A 14,754-nucleotide genomic window follows, 5' to 3' on the forward strand; every position below is an offset into this window, starting at 1 on the left:
GTAAACGTCACCTTATCTCGCGGGATGATTAATGCCCTCACTGCGGAGGGAGGGAGCTTCCAGGTAACCAATGACAGCGCCGCAGACACATCATCGAACGGCCAAGTTATATCCATTGGCTCCGGCATGTTCCAAGCGACGACGACGGTTAACGGGATAACTGAGACGAGTGGCGATTCGCCGCTCGTTGTGGCAACGACGCTTGCCGCTTCGGGTGATGTGATTACCGACAGCAACGCGACGATCTATCGAGGCTCGCAGGCATGCCGACGTACATCGCCGAGAACAGGAAGGCGAATTGTCCGAATGAAATCGTCAACGCGTAGGCAAAGAGCCAGCGCAGCGGCACACGCGGGCGCTTGACGAAGAAGACCGCCGGCACGGCGGCAAGCGCAAACCGCAGCGCGCCGAGCCGGAACTGAATCGTGTGTTCTTCGTCGCTGTCGGCCGGCGGTGTTCGCCAACACCGCCGGCAATGTTTGATCAGAGATCGATCAGCGGGTCGCGGCCAAATCAGGCACGTACAAACGCCAGCAGATCCGCATTGAGCGTTTCCGCATTGACAGTCAACATGCCGTGCGAAAAGCCCGGATAGGTCTTGAGCGTCCCGTTCTTGAGCAGCTTGATCGACTTGCGTGCGGAGTCTGCGATCGGAACGATTTGGTCGTCTTCACCGTGCAGGACCAAGGTCGGCACCGTGATCGCCCGGAGGTCGTCGGTCTGGTCGGTTTCAGAGAAGGCCTTGATGCCCTCATAGTGAGCCTTGGCGCTGCCCGTCATGCCTTGACGCCACCAGTTCTGAATCACGCCCGGATGTACGGTCGCGCCCGGACGGTTAAAGCCGTAGAAAGGCCCTGTCGGCACATCGAGGAAAAATTGCGCGCGGTTGGACGCAAGCGCCTGGCGAAAGCCGTCGAACACGCTCAGCGGCAGGCCTTCGGGGTTCGAGTCGGTCTTGACCATCAGCGGCGTCACGGCGCTGACCAGCACTGCCTTGGCCACGCGTCCCGAAGGCTGTCCGTGCTTTGCGACGTAACGTGCGACTTCGCCGCCGCCGGTCGAATGTCCGATATGCACCGCGTTGCGAAGATTGAGCGCTTCGACAACTGCAAAGGCGTCCGCGGCATAGTGGTCCATGTCGTGGCCTTCGGATACTTGTGACGAACGGCCGTGACCACGACGATCATGCGCGACGACGCGATAGCCGTGCTGCACGAAGAACAGCATCTGCGTATCCCAATCGTCGGACGACAGCGGCCAGCCGTGATGGAACACGATGGGTTGCGCATCCTTCGGGCCCCAGTCCTTGTAGAAGATCTGAGTGCCGTCCTTTGTTGTGACGTAGTTCATGTCAGCGATTCCGTGTTGATGAGGTGCCGCAATGTGTGCGCTGGCTTGATGCACTTCCGCCGAAGCGAGCGACGGCACGCCAACCGCTGCGACGGCTGCGCCCGCGCCTGCCAGCAACGCCTTGCGGCGCGACAACGATGGCTGGTCGAACTGATCGTTCATCTACTTTTCCCGGTGATAGTTGTGTTTTTGTGAGGCGGTGAGTGATCTGGATGCCGACAAGGTCATTCAGCGGCTTGAGATACAGCGACTCGCGCCGTATGCCATTGCCGACGCTCAGATCACACCTGCGCTTGACCACCGTCAGCAAAAATCTCAGCACCGTTGACGAAGCTCGAATCATCGGATGCGAGAAAAACAACGACCCTGGCGATCTCCGACGGATCCGCAAGGCGACCCATCGGAATCAGCGAGGCGAGGTAAGTCAGCAAGCCTTCCTGGGCTTCCTTTGAGTCGCCAGCCAGCTCGGCGAGTCCGATGGTCTTCGTCGCGCCGGGGCTTACCACGTTCACGCGAATTCCACGTTCCTTCAGATCAAGCACCCAACTGCGCGCGAGGTTGCGTACCGCGGCTTTCGATGCGCTATAAATGCTGAACGCCTGCGTGCCGGAGGAGCCTGCCGTCGAGCCTGCCAAGATGATGGAGGCCCCTGCGCTCATCAGCGGCAATGACTTCTGAACGGTGAACACCAACGCGCGCACGTTGCGATTGAACGTGTCGTCGAAGTGCTGCTCCGTGATCTGTCCGAGCGGAGCCATCGTTCCACCGCCCGCGTTGGCGAAGAGGACGTCGATCCGGCCTTCGGCCGATCGAAGGGTTTCGATCAACGCGTCGAGGTCGCTGTTTGATGTGACGTCACCCTGTATCCCGCGAACGCCGTGTCCGATTTGGGCGCAGGCAGCGTCCAACTCTGCTTGGCGGCGCCCTGTGATGTAAACCTTTGCTCCCTCGAGGGCGAGTTCTTTTGCTGTGGCCAAACCGATGCCGCTGGTTCCGCCTGTCACGAGTGCCACTTTTCCCGCCAATCGATTGCTCATGCTTCGCTCCCTTAGAAAAAATCGACAGGCGAGACGGTAATCATTTCTTCGGCGCGAATATATATTCGACTTATTAAATCTTCTGCTGTCGCCAGGCTAAGTCTTAAAGGACCTCGTGCATGAGCGATCCGATGAAGACCGTCGCACGCACGGATTTCATAGAATTTAAGACTCTGGACGCGATCCATTCGAATGCGTCGCAGCATTGAAGCTTGCCTAACGCAGGTGGCTCCGCTCCGCTCCAAAGTCCGGCAAGGTCTGGATTCCTTCAGCCTCTCTGACCGAACCCTGCGCATCGGCGACGAGGCGCGGCCTGCGTTTTGTCGCTTGAATCGAGTGCTCGCAGAAAGCGGCGAACCGTGTTGGGCATTCGGTAGGCGGCGCGCGAGCCTTCGAAGTTTCGAAGAACGAACGCACTATCAATCACGCCGCTCAGTGCCTCGAAGGAGGCCTCGTCAGAGAGTCCAACCCTGCGAGCCATTGTGCTCAGGTCCTTTAGCGATGCATGCTGTCGACTGCTGGCGAAATGCGTAAGAATCTTCTGTTGGTCACTCGGCAGATGGTTCCAAGTCCACGATAGCGCTGAGGTAAGCGACTCGTGTCGGGTATCCCCCGTGTGCCTGACGACTCGTTTGGGCAACTCTATATCGCGCTCGAACAAAGCCCGTACAGAATCGACACCCAGCAACGCAGTTTGATGGGCGACGAACTCAATGCCTAGCGGGAGACCGTCGACCTCTTGCACAATCTCTCTGAGATATGGAGTGAATCCATCGTCGGTATAGGTTGAGGCACGCACATCAGACGCTCGCGCCACAAACATGTCGATGGCGGTACTGAGGTCACGCTCGTCACAGTCGACTCGAAACGGTTCTACGAAGACAACGTCCTCCATGGACAGTCTCAATGGCGCTCGGGAGGTTGCGATCACAGTAAGCGCGTGCCGGGCGGCGTACATTGCACGGACAAACTCCGCGACGCGCTCTGCGACGAGGTCGCAATTGTCGACAAGAACGAGCGTGTGCTGCACGGGGGATGGGCCGGCCGTCGATCCGGCCGTCTGAATCAACAGTTGTTCAAAGTGATCGAAAGCATCGGTGGCGACGGCATCGCTTGCCATCGAAAGGTAGAGGGTGCGAACCGCGCCATGTTGCTCGAGTCGTCTTGCGGCTTCCAGGGCTAGCCGCGACTTGCCGCATCCGGCCGGACCGACAACAGTGAGTAACGGCCGGCGCTCCTGCACCCGAGTCGTCAATTGATTCAGGAGAGCTTCGCGTCCAAAGAATGCATCGCGATATAGCGGTGGCTTGTACATCGCCAAATCAATCGACGCGGTGATCACTAAAGGGGGCACGGGCGCAATCATTGGCGAGGCGTCGCCCGACCGCTCCAGGCGATAGCCACGGCCAAAGACATTCTTAATGAGGCCCTTGCGGCTACCGAACAGCTTTCGGAGCGAGCAGATCTGAACCTGAATGTTGCTTTCTTCGACGATCGTCGTTGGCCAGACCTTCGCCATGATTGCGTCGGTCGAAACGAGCGCGCCGTCGGCGTCGATCAGCATCTCGAGCAAGTCAAAGGCACGACTGCTGATTTTCACGGGTGCGCCCGAGCGTAAGACCTCGCGGGACTCACGCAGCACCTCAATATCGCCGAATTTCATCTCACCCTCGCTGGACCCCTTCCTTTGCAGGAAAGCGCATCCGCCATGCCCCAGGACCGCGACACGCAACGCGCTGTGCACCCGCCCCGATCCCAACCGCGAGGAATTGACCCGGTCATGTGTACGCGTGGCTGAACCGTTGCTTGTCACTGTTTCTTCCCGGCGAATCGTACCGGCCCAAAAAACGATTCGTTGCCGCCGCAGCCAATTCAAAGACAGATTTCAGATTCTTTAATAGTTAATCAAGGACTGATGGGCCGGATCCGGAGAACAATGCGCTTCGCCGAAGTCCCCTTCGTCAGGTTCCGCCGACGACAACGACCCAATATATGGGCACGGGAATCGAGCATCTGGAGACCGTAGTGATCGACGAGGCGCTGATCGTCTCGTTGTCGATGCGCATGACATTTTCGAAGCCGACTCGCGTTCGCTCATTGCGACGTCCCGAACGCGGCTCCGAGCGCAATTCAACCTGACCTGCAAGACACGACGAGGAACCCGCGTGATGCGCGATACCAGAGGAACGGATCCCTGGCTGGGCATTGTCCGCAATTTGTTGCCGACAAAATCAGTGACTGCCGCGGCGACCATCCTTCCGGCGACCTGCGCCGAGCGCGGCATTCGTATTGATTTCCGCGCACGGGGGGGCGTGTATGAGACCCGGATTCAAGACGAGAGGCGCGCCGCGCGAATCGTCAATGTGCTCGATCGCCTGAGCGATCGTACCGTGACGATTTCGTGGCGCGACGCGACGATGTGCCACTACAACGATCAGATCTGGCGCCTTGGCGTCGCTCGACGCCAAGGGGAATGCGCGCTGACGGGCGAGTCAGTTGGCGTCGGAGAGGCCATCTATCGGCCCATTCCGATTACGCCCCCTCCGCTCAACGCTCGGGCAATGATTCTGGCGAGCGCGCTGACAGGCGCGGTCTCTCACGGCGAAGACCCAGTTCACGAAAGTCCGAAGCGGGGTTCGTGTCGGCCTCGAATGTGAACGCGTCCTGATGTCTGCGGCGCGCCTGCTTGCGTCCTCGTCAGTCGCTATTGGGTCATCGCGCCTGTCATCGACGGAAAGGCCGGGTTCTCCTGTCCAGTTGCAGCGGACGTCGCTAATTGCCCTTCACACGCGCGGGAAAGCATTCCAGCAACCAATCGATGAACACGCGGAGTCGATGCGTCACGTGTCGATTCTGCGGATACACGATATGAAACGGGTACGGCGGGGGGCGCCACTTGCGCAGGATTTCCACGAGTGTGCCTTCGTCGAGCGCGGCCCTGGCTGAATAAGCAAAAGTCTGAATGATGCCCATGCCTGCAACAGCCGCAGCAAGGTGAGCGTTGCTCTCGTTGATGCCAATCCGATGGTCAACCTTGATCTCGCTCTTTTCGCCGCTTCGCGCGAAGCGGAACGGAAGCGCCCGGCCGTTCTGCGCCGAGACGTAAGCAATCAAGCGGTGTCCGTTCTTTAATTCGTCGGGATAGGCAGGCACGCCATAGAGCTTCAGGTATTCGGGGGTCGCGCACGTGACCATCGCGGCGTCGCCGATATGCCGCGCAATCAACGATGAGTTATCGAGCGGGCCGCCACGAATCACACAGTCGACATTGTCTTCGATGAGGTCGACCGACCGATCCGATACACCGAGATCGATGCGGATGTCGGGATAGCGCGCGATGAAGTCGGGAAGCAGTGGAATCAGCACGTCTCGCGCAGTCGATCCGCCGACGTCGATGCGCAAGTGGCCGCGCGGGTGTGATTTCGCCGAGCTGAACGACGAATCCATGTCTTCGAGGTCACGAAGGACGCGCGTCGCCTTCGCGTAATAGTCCTGCCCCTCGGGCGTTACGGTCACGCGTCGCGTCGTCCTCTGTAGCAGCCGCACGCCCAGATGTGCCTCGAGCTCGCGGACCAGCTTGCTCATGGTCGCATTGGGCAGATCGAGCGAGTCTGCTGCACGCGTGAAGCTACCCGCCTCGACGACACGCGCAAAGGCACGCATCGCCAATAACTGATCCATTCGAAGTGACTCCGTAGTGACGCCTCTGATTGTGCACCATTGTGCATAGTATTTTCATTATCTTCCATTTATCGAAGAATGTCCGCCCGGTACATTGACGCCATGCCTGAAGCGAAACGCGGCGGCGAACGGAGTGTCGCGATGGACGACACCCGCAACGACGAAGCGATGTCGGGCAGAAAACCAACCCTCAATTTACGAAACGGAGCAGCTCATGAACAAGCCACTGAACGGAAAGATTGCCCTCGTCACCGGCGGTACGACAGGCATCGGCCTTGGCGCCGCGCAGGAACTCGCCGCGCAGGGCGCACGCGTCTTCATCACGGGTCGTCGCCAAGGTGAACTGGATGCAGCCGTGGCTGCGATCGGGACCGCGGCCACGGGTATCCGCGCCGACGCATCGGTGATGGCCGACCTCGATGCGGTCTATGCGCAGATCGCCAAGGAAGCCGGCAAGCTCGACATCTTGTTCGCCAACGCCGGTGGCGGCGACATGCTTCCGCTGGGTGCAATCACAGAGGAACATTTCGATCGCATCTTCGGCACCAACGTGCGCGGCGTCCTGTTCACTGTTCAGAAGGCGCTCCCGCTGCTTGTCGACGGCGCATCGATCATCCTGACCTCGTCGACGACGTCGGTAAAGGGCACGGCGAACTTCAGCGTGTACAGCGCGAGCAAGGCGGCGGTTCGCAACTTTGCACGGTCGTGGACACTGGACCTCAAGGATCGCGGCATTCGCGTCAACGTCGTCAGCCCCGGCCCGATCCGCACGCCGGGTCTGGGTGGCCTGGTGCCTGAAGAGGCTCGCCAAGGACTGTTCGACGCACTTGCCTCGCAAGTGCCCGCAGGCCGCATCGGGGAGCCCGAAGAAATCGGCAAGGCCGTCGCCTTCCTCGCATCCGACGCGTCGAGTTTCATCAACGGCATCGAGCTGTTCGTCGACGGCGGCATGGCACAAGTCTGATCAACACGCACGACGGCCTCCGATTCGATATCGAGGCCGTTGTCGACCTCTTTCGACCGCAGCTCCATGAAAAAACTAGCCTTTGCGGGCGCATGGCTGATCGCATTGCTCACTGCGCCCACGGTTCATTCACAGGACGTACGCACCATGAACAACGACGCTCAAGACATCGTTGTCTCTCAACATCTGATCGACCGCCACTTCGAGATCTGGAACGAGCGCGACAAGGCGATGCGTGCGGACAAATTCCCGACGGTCTACACGCCCGACATCTTTGTGGCCGACTACGCCGAGATCGCTTCGGGCTATGCGAACGTCAACCGACTCATCGAGCGTGTTCAAACCGAACACGCGGATTTCGCGTTCACGCCGGACCCCGTCTCGTGGAATCACGGGCTCGGCCGCGTCACGTGGGGCTACGGCCCTAAAGACAATCCGAATCTCGTTCGCGGCGAAGACATTTTCTCCATTCAGGACGGCAAGCTCGCCAGCCTGCGCGTATTCCTTAACAAAAACTAACTTTCCACACCTGCCCGAATCATCATGAAATTCATCGCTGCATTGCTCTCGGCACTCGTATTGAGTGCAACCGCCTCGGCTCAAACCCCTGCGATCCATACCGCTGGCGTTGACCACGTCGGCATCAATGTTCCCAATCTCGCAGCTGCAGAGGCCTTCCTCTCGACGACATTCGGATGCAAGCCTGTCACGTTTATCGGTCCCTTCAAGCTGACCAGTTCGCTGTCCGAGGATCGCACGCACCAGGTCGCCGCGCGCGCCGATAGCGTTTCGATCGCCATGTTGCGTTGCGGGACGGGTTCAAACATTGAGTTGTTCGAATACAAGAACTCGACAGGAAGCACAGTGATCCCGAACAACGAAGATCTGGGTGCGTCTCACATCGCGTTCTACACCGACGATGTGCAAGCCGGTGCCGCCTACCTCAAGTCTCAAGGCATTACGGTCTTTGGCGAACCCATGAAAATGGAGAGCGGCGACACTGCCGGCGAGACATGGGTGCATTTCCGCTCGCCTTGGGGCTCGGAAATGGAACTCGTCGGTTACCCGAAGGGTAAAGCGTATGAGAAGTCGAAGAGCGTCAAGCTGTGGGACCCCAAGCATCCGAACGAGTGAGGTCATTTGAAGGCAATGAAACGGTTTAGCGAATGTTGTACACGGTAAGGCGTTTCATCCCTTCACTGGACTACGGCCGTTGACATGTTCCTGGCGCGCGCTCCTCGGTTAGACCGTTAAGCCATACTGATGACGATATAATTCCTCGCGTCGAGGATATCGTCCGGCACGTTGGGGACTTACCGCAAGAGTCCCTCACCTCGACGTTATCGAGGACGTGGGAGCATTGACGATTGAACGTAGTTCCAGGTAGTGATATTGACGCGTCGCATCGCCCGCCGGCACGACGACCGGCCGTCGAGCAAGTCGGTCCATTGGAAGTCGATCTCGAACAAAGGACGGTCACACGCGATAACGGGCGCGTGTCGCTGAGCAGTCGCGCGTATGCGATTCTCGCTGTACTGATCGAGCACCGAGGGTCGTTGGTGACCAAGCAGGATCTTGCCAAGCTGGTCTGGCGAGATCGCGATGTGGAAGAGAACACGCTGCAGGTGCACGTGATGTCGTTGCGTCGCGCGCTCGGCACGGAGCGGTCGCTGATACAGACGATTCCCGGACGCGGCTATATCCTGCTCGCTCAACCCATCCACGCTCCTGGAAGAACCCGACGCGCCACGCATCAGGAATTGCCATACGTCGACACGTTGTTTGGGCGCGAGACGGCGATTGCGGACGTTGTCGATCTGATGACCTCTCGGCAAGTTGTGACGCTGGTAGGGGCAGGCGGAATCGGAAAGACCAGTCTCGCTGTCGAACTTTGTCGAAGCCTTGGCGATCGCTTCGAGGTCGTCCGCTTCATCTCGCTGTCGTCGATTTCGACCGAGAGACAGGCGAGGGAAGCGCTGCTTTCCGCGTTTTCCGACACAGCCCGTGGTACCGCGGTTTCGGTCGATCAACTGGTCGGCGCGCTGAAGGGGACGCGCTGCCTGCTCGTGCTGGACAACTGTGAGCATCTCATCGACGTAGCGGCCGCGATCGCCGTTGACTTGACCGCCGCCCATTCCGATATCCGCGTCGTTGCGACAAGTCGTGAGCCACTTGCCATTAGCGGCGAGGCCCTCTACTGGGTGCCGACGTTGGCGTGTCCGCCGGAGGGCGCCACGCTCGAGCAACTCGAGACCGCTGACTCGGTGCGCCTGTTTACTTACCGCTCGCAGCGATTCTCGATGCCTTTGGTCAACGACGAGGCCACGCTGTCGATGGTCGCCGATATTTGTCGACGGCTGGACGGAATTCCCCTCGCGATCGAACTCGCCGCGTCTCGTACCGCCAGTCTTGGACTGGAAGCGATAAGGGCCAATCTCGACCGAAGGTTTGCCATTCTGACCGGCGGTTCGCGCGACGCGTTGCCGAGGCATCAGACGCTCAGGGCTGTCTTTGACTGGAGCTACCGATTGCTCTCTGCGAAGGAGCAGTTAGTGTTCCGGCTCGTCGGCGTGTTTGTCGACGGTTTTTCTCTGGAAGGGGCGTGGTCGCTCGCAACGGGCTTTGGCCTGACGTCGCAAGACACGACGGAGGCACTCGCAAGCTTGGCGTCTAAATCGCTGATCTCGATGGATCGCACGCGCGCAACGCGATACCAGCTCCTCGACAGCGCGCGAGCCTATGCCATCGATTGTATGGAGGCCAACGGCGAAAAGGCCGCCGCCGATCGAGCGCACGCAGAGTTTTTCAAGAGCCTTGTGGCCGATGTGCGCATCGCGGTCCGCGAAGCGGCGGGAATTCAAACGTGGCCCGAGTTTGAGGCTGAACGCGGTAATTTGCGTTCCGCGATGACGTGGGCGTTCAGCCCGCTCGGTGACGTGCGATTCGGCATTGAACTCGCATCGCAGTCTGCATCGCACTTCTTCGAGCTGTCTGCCCTGGACGAGTGCACCTATTGGTCTTCAAAGGCGCTGCAGGCGCTGCGCGATGCCTCGCTTGAAGAGCAATTGCCGACGGTTCACTTGAATCTGCTGTGCGCGTATGCCGCTGCGCTTGTTTACATTGAAGGTCCAAGCCCGCTTGTGTACACGCTGTGGGAACAAACACTGGCTGTCGCCTTGGCGCACGACGCGTTTAGTCACCAGCTACGTGCGATGTGGGGTCTTTGGAACGCGAGCCAGTACGGCGGATTCGCCTATACGGCGCTCAACCGCGTCAAGGAGTTTGACAAACTCGCTTCAACGCGCGGAAGCACTTTCCAGGCAACCCTGAGTCACCGACTGTATGGCATTGCGTTGCACTACCTCGGACGTCACCAGGAGGCTGCGGTCGAGCTTGAAACGGCGCTCAGTTCTGACGAGCTTGACACGAAGAAGTGGGTGATCACCGGGATACGCACCGGTCAGGCTGCGGTCACTAAGGCGACGCTTGCCAGAGTGTTGTGGTTTCAGGGCGATCGCGAGGGCGCCCTTGCCATGGCGCGCGAGGCCGAGGACGACGGCAGGACATTCGGTCACGAATTGACCTTAGCCTATATCCTGCTTGAAGCGAGTGTATCCATCGCCATCTTTACGCGAGATTCCGTCGCGCTGGTGGATGCGGTCGAGGAGCTGGCTCGTGAGTGCAAAAAAGCCGCACTCCATATCTGGCTTCAGTGCTGTGATGCGTTTATGTGGGTCGCGCGCGCGATGAACTCGCACCTCGATTCGAGCGAGCTCCGTAGCTTCGAGACGGCCATCGCACGACTCAGGCAGACACACTATCTGGCGGTCTATCCGCTGGTTGCCATTGAGTACGCGCGCGCGTTGCACACGGCTGGCCGATCCTCCGGCGCAATTGATTTCCTGTCCGAAGTCATTGGCGAGTGCGAACTGTCGGGCAACCTTTGGTATCTCGAGGAGCTTCGTGCAGTGTCAGCAAGCTACTTGGATGATGTGCGAGTCTGATCGAGTTCAGACATCGCGGCGTCCACAGACATCGATCCGTCAAACATACGCTGCGTATCTCGACGCAAGACTTCAACTTCGGACAACCCGATAGAATTCTGTGGCATCGGAGCGCGACAGCAAGCAATCCATTCAAGGATTTTCTTTCCATTCGGGCTGTCGATTCCATCGCGCGAGAATTGACCATCGGACACCATCGCTCCGCCTGCCTCGAACAGCGTCCTGAGGTGCGCGCTCGAGACCATCGATTTCACGTATTCGAGTGCAAGGTCTTTATGGGGAGACCATCGCGTGATCGCCCACCCGATGCCTCCGGCAATGGGCAGCGAGAGTTTCGCACCCGTTGCATTGGCACCGGCTGAGCCCGGCAGCGCGACGGGCAAATAGCTTCCGACCTTGTCGGGACCGAGGACCGCTTCGAATTGCTTCCAGTGCGCGGTGTCCGAGACGAGGCCGATAACATTCGCGGCTTCTCCGCGCATGAATCGATCGTACTCGTCGGGGAATGTCGCAGTCGAGTTGACCCCTTTCGTGTACCAGCCTGCTTTCGACTTCTCAACCCACACACGCAGGATGTTGCTCACAGCAGGGTCGCTCCACGCGAGCTTTCTGTCCGCCCAAGCGGCTCGCTGAGCGTTGCTCCATGAATTCGCCGCGATTGAATTGAAGAAGAACATCGAGCCATAGCCATCCTTGTTGCCCATCGCGAAGCATGCGATATGCAATCTTGCGATGATCCGAGTGCAGTCGGCGTCGAGTTCCGCCCACGTGACCGGAGGCTTGTCAGGATCGAGTCCGGCTCTGCGATATATATCCTTGTTGTAGTAAACGACCTGGCCTTGCAACGTGAGTGGGACTGCGTAGATGGTCTCGTTCACACCCGAAAACGCCTCCCATCCGACGAGGCGATCTCGAAGCCCGCCGAGTTCCGGATTCAGCGCTACCAGCGCTCCGGCCCGCTCGCGGGTCGGGGAGCCTCCGTGCAGCATAACGATGTCCGGTCCTTGATTCGCACCGATTGCAGCACCCAGCAACGAGTAATACTGGTCGTGGGGTTGCGCGACATGCTTGACGACGACACCCGGATGCGCAGCTTCAAAATCTTTGACTGTCTGCTGGAAGTACGCCGCGAGCGTGGGGTCTCCCGATTTGAAATCCCACACCGTGATGGTGGTGGTTTGTGCCGAGGCGATTGCGCTGGATGCCGCTAAGGTGAAGAGGGCGACCCACACCGCTCCGTACTTGCGAAGCTGCCGACCTATCACGGTGTACTGCCCAAAACACATTGAGATTCTCCGACCGAAGTTAAATCAGTTGCTGGCGAAACATCTGCGACTGCGCGGTCATCCGGCAATCACAACCGCTTGCTAGCGCGGGAGGATATAGCTGGATTCGAGATATCCGCAAACCCCACCCTAGGGTTTCGGAGCATTGACTCACTTTGGCACTGATTTACGCTATGCGTAATGAATTACGTTAAATGAGTCGGTGACGTCGAAATGAGCAATCCGCAGGAGCAGGGCGTGCAGGAGACAGCACAAAACGGGTCGAAGCCGGTGGCGGCGGTGACGGGTGCAGGCGGTGGAATCGGGGCGGCGATCGCGCGGAAACTGGCGGCTGACGGGTTTCACGTCTGCGTGATCGACATCGCGCACGAGGCCGCCGAGGCGGTGGCTGAAGGGATTCGCGCAAGCGGCGGGTCGGCGCAAAGCGCGGTCGTCGACTTGCGCGACGAAGACGCCGTGGCGCGGCTGGTGGCTGAATTGCCGCGCCTCGACGCGGTCGTCAACAACGCCGGAATCTTTGACGAACGCTCGTTTATCGATCTCACGGCCGAGGATTTCCGCCGGCACTACGAACTGAACCTGATCGCCGTCTTCCGGCTGTCGCGCCACGCGTCGACGCGTCTGCCCAAGGGCGGAAAGATCGTGAACATCGCGTCGCGCGCGTACCTCGGCGCGAAGAACCACGCGCATTACGTCGCCGCCAAAGCCGCTGTCGTCGGCCTGACGCGAGCGATGGCGCTCGAATTGATGCCGCAGGGCATTCTCGTCAACGCCATCGCGCCGGGTCTCGTCGACACCCCGATGCTCAAGGCGCTGACGCCCGAGCGTCGCGCGGCACAACTGGCACTGCAACCCACGGGCCGCGCCGCGCGCCCGGAGGACATTGCCAACGCGGTTGCGTTTTTTGCTTCACCCCAAATGGACTTCGTCACCGGCCAGATCATGATGGTCGACGGCGGCAAGTCGCTTGGCGGCGCGACGGGCATCTAGCCCGGGCACGGCACAGCGACGCAATCAAATTTGACACGGCCCGCCCACCAGAGGCGTACACAGCGAACACGCAGGCCGATTACCCAAGGAGACACCATCATGCAGGCGTTTGACGAAGCGGCCGTATTGCGCAAGACCGCGTGGCGGATCATTCCGCTGATGTTCGTGTTGTATATCGTGAGTTTTATCGACCGCACCAATGTCGGTTTTGCGGCGCTCACGATGAACAAGGCCATCGGCCTGACACCCGCGATGTATGGCCTGGGCGCCGGCATTTTCTTTATCGGCATGTGCCCGTTCGAAGTGCCCAGCAACCTGATGATGGTGCGCTTCGGCGCTCGGGTATGGCTCACGCGGATCATGATCGTCTGGGGGCTCGTGACGCTCGCGACCTCGATGATCTCCGGTCCGTACAGCTTCTACGCGATGCGCTTTCTGCTCGGCATCAGCGAAGCGGGCTTCTTCCCCGGCGTGCTGTTCTATCTGACCTTCTGGTTCCCGCGTGAACAGCGCACGCGGATCGTCGCGCGCTTCATGATCTCGCTGCCGATCGCAGCGGCGATCGGTGGACCGATCTCGTCATTCATCCTGCAGGCATTCGACGGTGTGATGGGCCTGCCGGGCTGGCGCTGGATCTTTATCGTCGAGGGCATTCCGGCGGTGCTGTTCGGCATCTTCACGTACCGCGTGCTGCTCGATCGTCCGGTGCAGGCGAAGTGGCTCAAGCCCGAAGAGCGCACCTGGCTTCAGGAAAAGATCGACAAGGAACTCGGCGAAGACCAGGCGCACAGCGCGTCGGGTGTGTTTGCCACGCTGTTTGACTGGCGCACGCTGGTGATCACGTTCACAGGCATCTGCTTCGTCATCGGTTTCTACGGTGCAGGCTTCTGGTTGCCCCAGATCATCAAGACGTTCCATGTGTCGACGCTGCAAGTCGGTCTGCTGAGCGCACTGCCTAACGCACTGGGTGCGATCGCGATGCTCGTCTGGGCCCGTCGTTGCCGTCGCCGCACGATGCGTCTGAGCGACGTGATCATTCCGCAGCTCGTCGCCGCCATCGCGTTCGTCGTGGCCGGATTCACGCTGAGCCAGCCGGTCGTGGCCATGACGGCGTTCTGCGTCGCGATGATCGGTCTCTATGCATCGATGCCTCCGTACTGGACGTTGCCGACGATGTTCTTCAGCGGGACGGCCGCGGCTGCCGCGCTTGCCTTCGTCAACGCTGTATCGAACCTCGGTGGGTTCTTCGGCCCGGCAATCATTGGCTTCCTCACGCAAAGCACCGGCAGTTTCAAGATCGCCGTCGCGACGCTCGGTGTGTTCGTGTTTATCGGTCTGGTCGCATTGCTTGCGCTGTCGCCGGCGTATGCACATCGCAAGGCCGCCGCGGCGCGGGCATCGGTACTCGCGTGATTCAGATACGTCGGGCATTCAGTTTCATT

The 14,754-nt window shown here is 59.7% G+C and carries 12 protein-coding genes and 1 pseudogene; 7 read left to right on the plus strand and 6 right to left on the minus strand.

The features are described from left to right. Window positions 1–250: 250 nt before the first annotated feature. From ACMFWR_RS28235 to ACMFWR_RS28250, 4 genes and pseudogenes are all read right to left on the minus strand, one after another. Window positions 251–412: pseudogene (locus tag ACMFWR_RS28235) on the minus strand (O-acetylserine/cysteine exporter); the annotation flags it as partial. Between the two features lie 101 nt (window positions 413–513). Continuing rightward, window positions 514–1,350 carry an alpha/beta fold hydrolase gene (locus ACMFWR_RS28240; protein WP_413197372.1) on the minus strand — a complete coding sequence of 279 codons (837 nt, stop codon included), beginning with the start codon at window positions 1,348–1,350 and terminating at the stop codon, window positions 514–516. Between the two features lie 281 nt (window positions 1,351–1,631). Continuing rightward, a complete protein-coding gene (locus ACMFWR_RS28245) occupies window positions 1,632–2,387 on the minus strand; it encodes an SDR family NAD(P)-dependent oxidoreductase (RefSeq protein ID WP_413195680.1) in 756 nt (251 codons plus the stop codon). A 268-nt stretch (window positions 2,388–2,655) separates the two neighbouring features. Continuing rightward, entirely contained in the window at window positions 2,656–4,050 is a 1,395-nt protein-coding gene (locus ACMFWR_RS28250; RefSeq protein WP_413195681.1) for a winged helix-turn-helix domain-containing protein, read from the minus strand. Between the two features lie 505 nt (window positions 4,051–4,555). Between ACMFWR_RS28250 and ACMFWR_RS28255 the strand changes: the two genes are divergently transcribed. Further along, entirely contained in the window at window positions 4,556–5,044 is a 489-nt protein-coding gene (locus ACMFWR_RS28255) for a DUF3331 domain-containing protein (RefSeq protein WP_413195682.1), read from the plus strand. A gap of 115 nt (window positions 5,045–5,159) precedes the next feature. Here ACMFWR_RS28255 and ACMFWR_RS28260 read toward each other — a convergent pair whose 3' ends face one another. Next, window positions 5,160–6,068 carry a LysR family transcriptional regulator gene (locus ACMFWR_RS28260; RefSeq protein WP_413195683.1) on the minus strand — a complete coding sequence of 303 codons (909 nt, stop codon included), beginning with the start codon at window positions 6,066–6,068 and terminating at the stop codon, window positions 5,160–5,162. 214 nt (window positions 6,069–6,282) lie between these two features. Between ACMFWR_RS28260 and ACMFWR_RS28265 the strand changes: the two genes are divergently transcribed. The 4 genes from ACMFWR_RS28265 (at window position 6,283) to ACMFWR_RS28280 (ending at window position 11,036) form a co-directional block, all read left to right on the plus strand. Beyond that, window positions 6,283–7,032 carry an SDR family oxidoreductase gene (locus tag ACMFWR_RS28265; protein ID WP_413195684.1) on the plus strand — a complete coding sequence of 250 codons (750 nt, stop codon included), beginning with the start codon at window positions 6,283–6,285 and terminating at the stop codon, window positions 7,030–7,032. 66 nt (window positions 7,033–7,098) lie between these two features. Further along, window positions 7,099–7,551 (plus strand): nuclear transport factor 2 family protein, encoded by a 453-nt coding sequence (locus tag ACMFWR_RS28270; RefSeq protein ID WP_413195685.1) that lies wholly within the window; start codon window positions 7,099–7,101, stop codon window positions 7,549–7,551. A gap of 24 nt (window positions 7,552–7,575) precedes the next feature. Continuing rightward, window positions 7,576–8,166: a VOC family protein gene (locus ACMFWR_RS28275; RefSeq protein WP_413195686.1), complete on the plus strand. Its 591-nt coding sequence runs from the start codon at window positions 7,576–7,578 to the stop codon at window positions 8,164–8,166. Window positions 8,167–8,399: 233 nt separating this feature from the next. Then, entirely contained in the window at window positions 8,400–11,036 is a 2,637-nt protein-coding gene (locus ACMFWR_RS28280; protein WP_413195687.1) for an ATP-binding protein, read from the plus strand. On the opposite strand, the gene ACMFWR_RS28285 is transcribed toward ACMFWR_RS28280, so the two are convergent. Then, on the minus strand, window positions 11,012–12,322 hold the full coding sequence (locus ACMFWR_RS28285) for an ABC transporter substrate-binding protein (RefSeq protein ID WP_413195688.1): 1,311 nt from the start codon (window positions 12,320–12,322) through the stop codon (window positions 11,012–11,014). The two genes, ACMFWR_RS28280 and ACMFWR_RS28285, sit on opposite strands and share 25 nt — an antisense overlap. A gap of 213 nt (window positions 12,323–12,535) precedes the next feature. Between ACMFWR_RS28285 and ACMFWR_RS28290 the strand changes: the two genes are divergently transcribed. Together ACMFWR_RS28290 and ACMFWR_RS28295 are read left to right on the plus strand one after the other, a co-directional pair. Further along, window positions 12,536–13,312 carry an SDR family NAD(P)-dependent oxidoreductase gene (locus tag ACMFWR_RS28290; protein ID WP_413195689.1) on the plus strand — a complete coding sequence of 259 codons (777 nt, stop codon included), beginning with the start codon at window positions 12,536–12,538 and terminating at the stop codon, window positions 13,310–13,312. Window positions 13,313–13,411: 99 nt separating this feature from the next. Continuing rightward, window positions 13,412–14,725 carry an MFS transporter gene (locus ACMFWR_RS28295; RefSeq protein ID WP_413195690.1) on the plus strand — a complete coding sequence of 438 codons (1,314 nt, stop codon included), beginning with the start codon at window positions 13,412–13,414 and terminating at the stop codon, window positions 14,723–14,725. Window positions 14,726–14,754 lie beyond the last annotated feature (29 nt).

The sequence above is a fragment of the Pararobbsia alpina genome (assembly GCF_965118125.1).
Taxonomy (GTDB): domain Bacteria; phylum Pseudomonadota; class Gammaproteobacteria; order Burkholderiales; family Burkholderiaceae; genus Pararobbsia; species Pararobbsia alpina_A.

Coding starts and splice junctions, on each gene's coding strand:
- ACMFWR_RS28265 (WP_413195684.1), top strand. CDS start 6,283: ATGAACAAGCCACTGAACGGAAAGATTGCCCTCGTCACCGGCGGTACG.
- ACMFWR_RS28250 (WP_413195681.1), bottom strand. CDS start 4,050: ATGAAATTCGGCGATATTGAGGTGCTGCGTGAGTCCCGCGAGGTCTTA.
- ACMFWR_RS28255 (WP_413195682.1), top strand. CDS start 4,556: ATGCGCGATACCAGAGGAACGGATCCCTGGCTGGGCATTGTCCGCAAT.
- ACMFWR_RS28240 (WP_413197372.1), bottom strand. CDS start 1,350: ATGAACTACGTCACAACAAAGGACGGCACTCAGATCTTCTACAAGGAC.
- ACMFWR_RS28245 (WP_413195680.1), bottom strand. CDS start 2,387: ATGAGCAATCGATTGGCGGGAAAAGTGGCACTCGTGACAGGCGGAACC.
- ACMFWR_RS28290 (WP_413195689.1), top strand. CDS start 12,536: ATGAGCAATCCGCAGGAGCAGGGCGTGCAGGAGACAGCACAAAACGGG.
- ACMFWR_RS28275 (WP_413195686.1), top strand. CDS start 7,576: ATGAAATTCATCGCTGCATTGCTCTCGGCACTCGTATTGAGTGCAACC.
- ACMFWR_RS28295 (WP_413195690.1), top strand. CDS start 13,412: ATGCAGGCGTTTGACGAAGCGGCCGTATTGCGCAAGACCGCGTGGCGG.
- ACMFWR_RS28270 (WP_413195685.1), top strand. CDS start 7,099: ATGAAAAAACTAGCCTTTGCGGGCGCATGGCTGATCGCATTGCTCACT.
- ACMFWR_RS28285 (WP_413195688.1), bottom strand. CDS start 12,322: ATGTGTTTTGGGCAGTACACCGTGATAGGTCGGCAGCTTCGCAAGTAC.
- ACMFWR_RS28260 (WP_413195683.1), bottom strand. CDS start 6,068: ATGGATCAGTTATTGGCGATGCGTGCCTTTGCGCGTGTCGTCGAGGCG.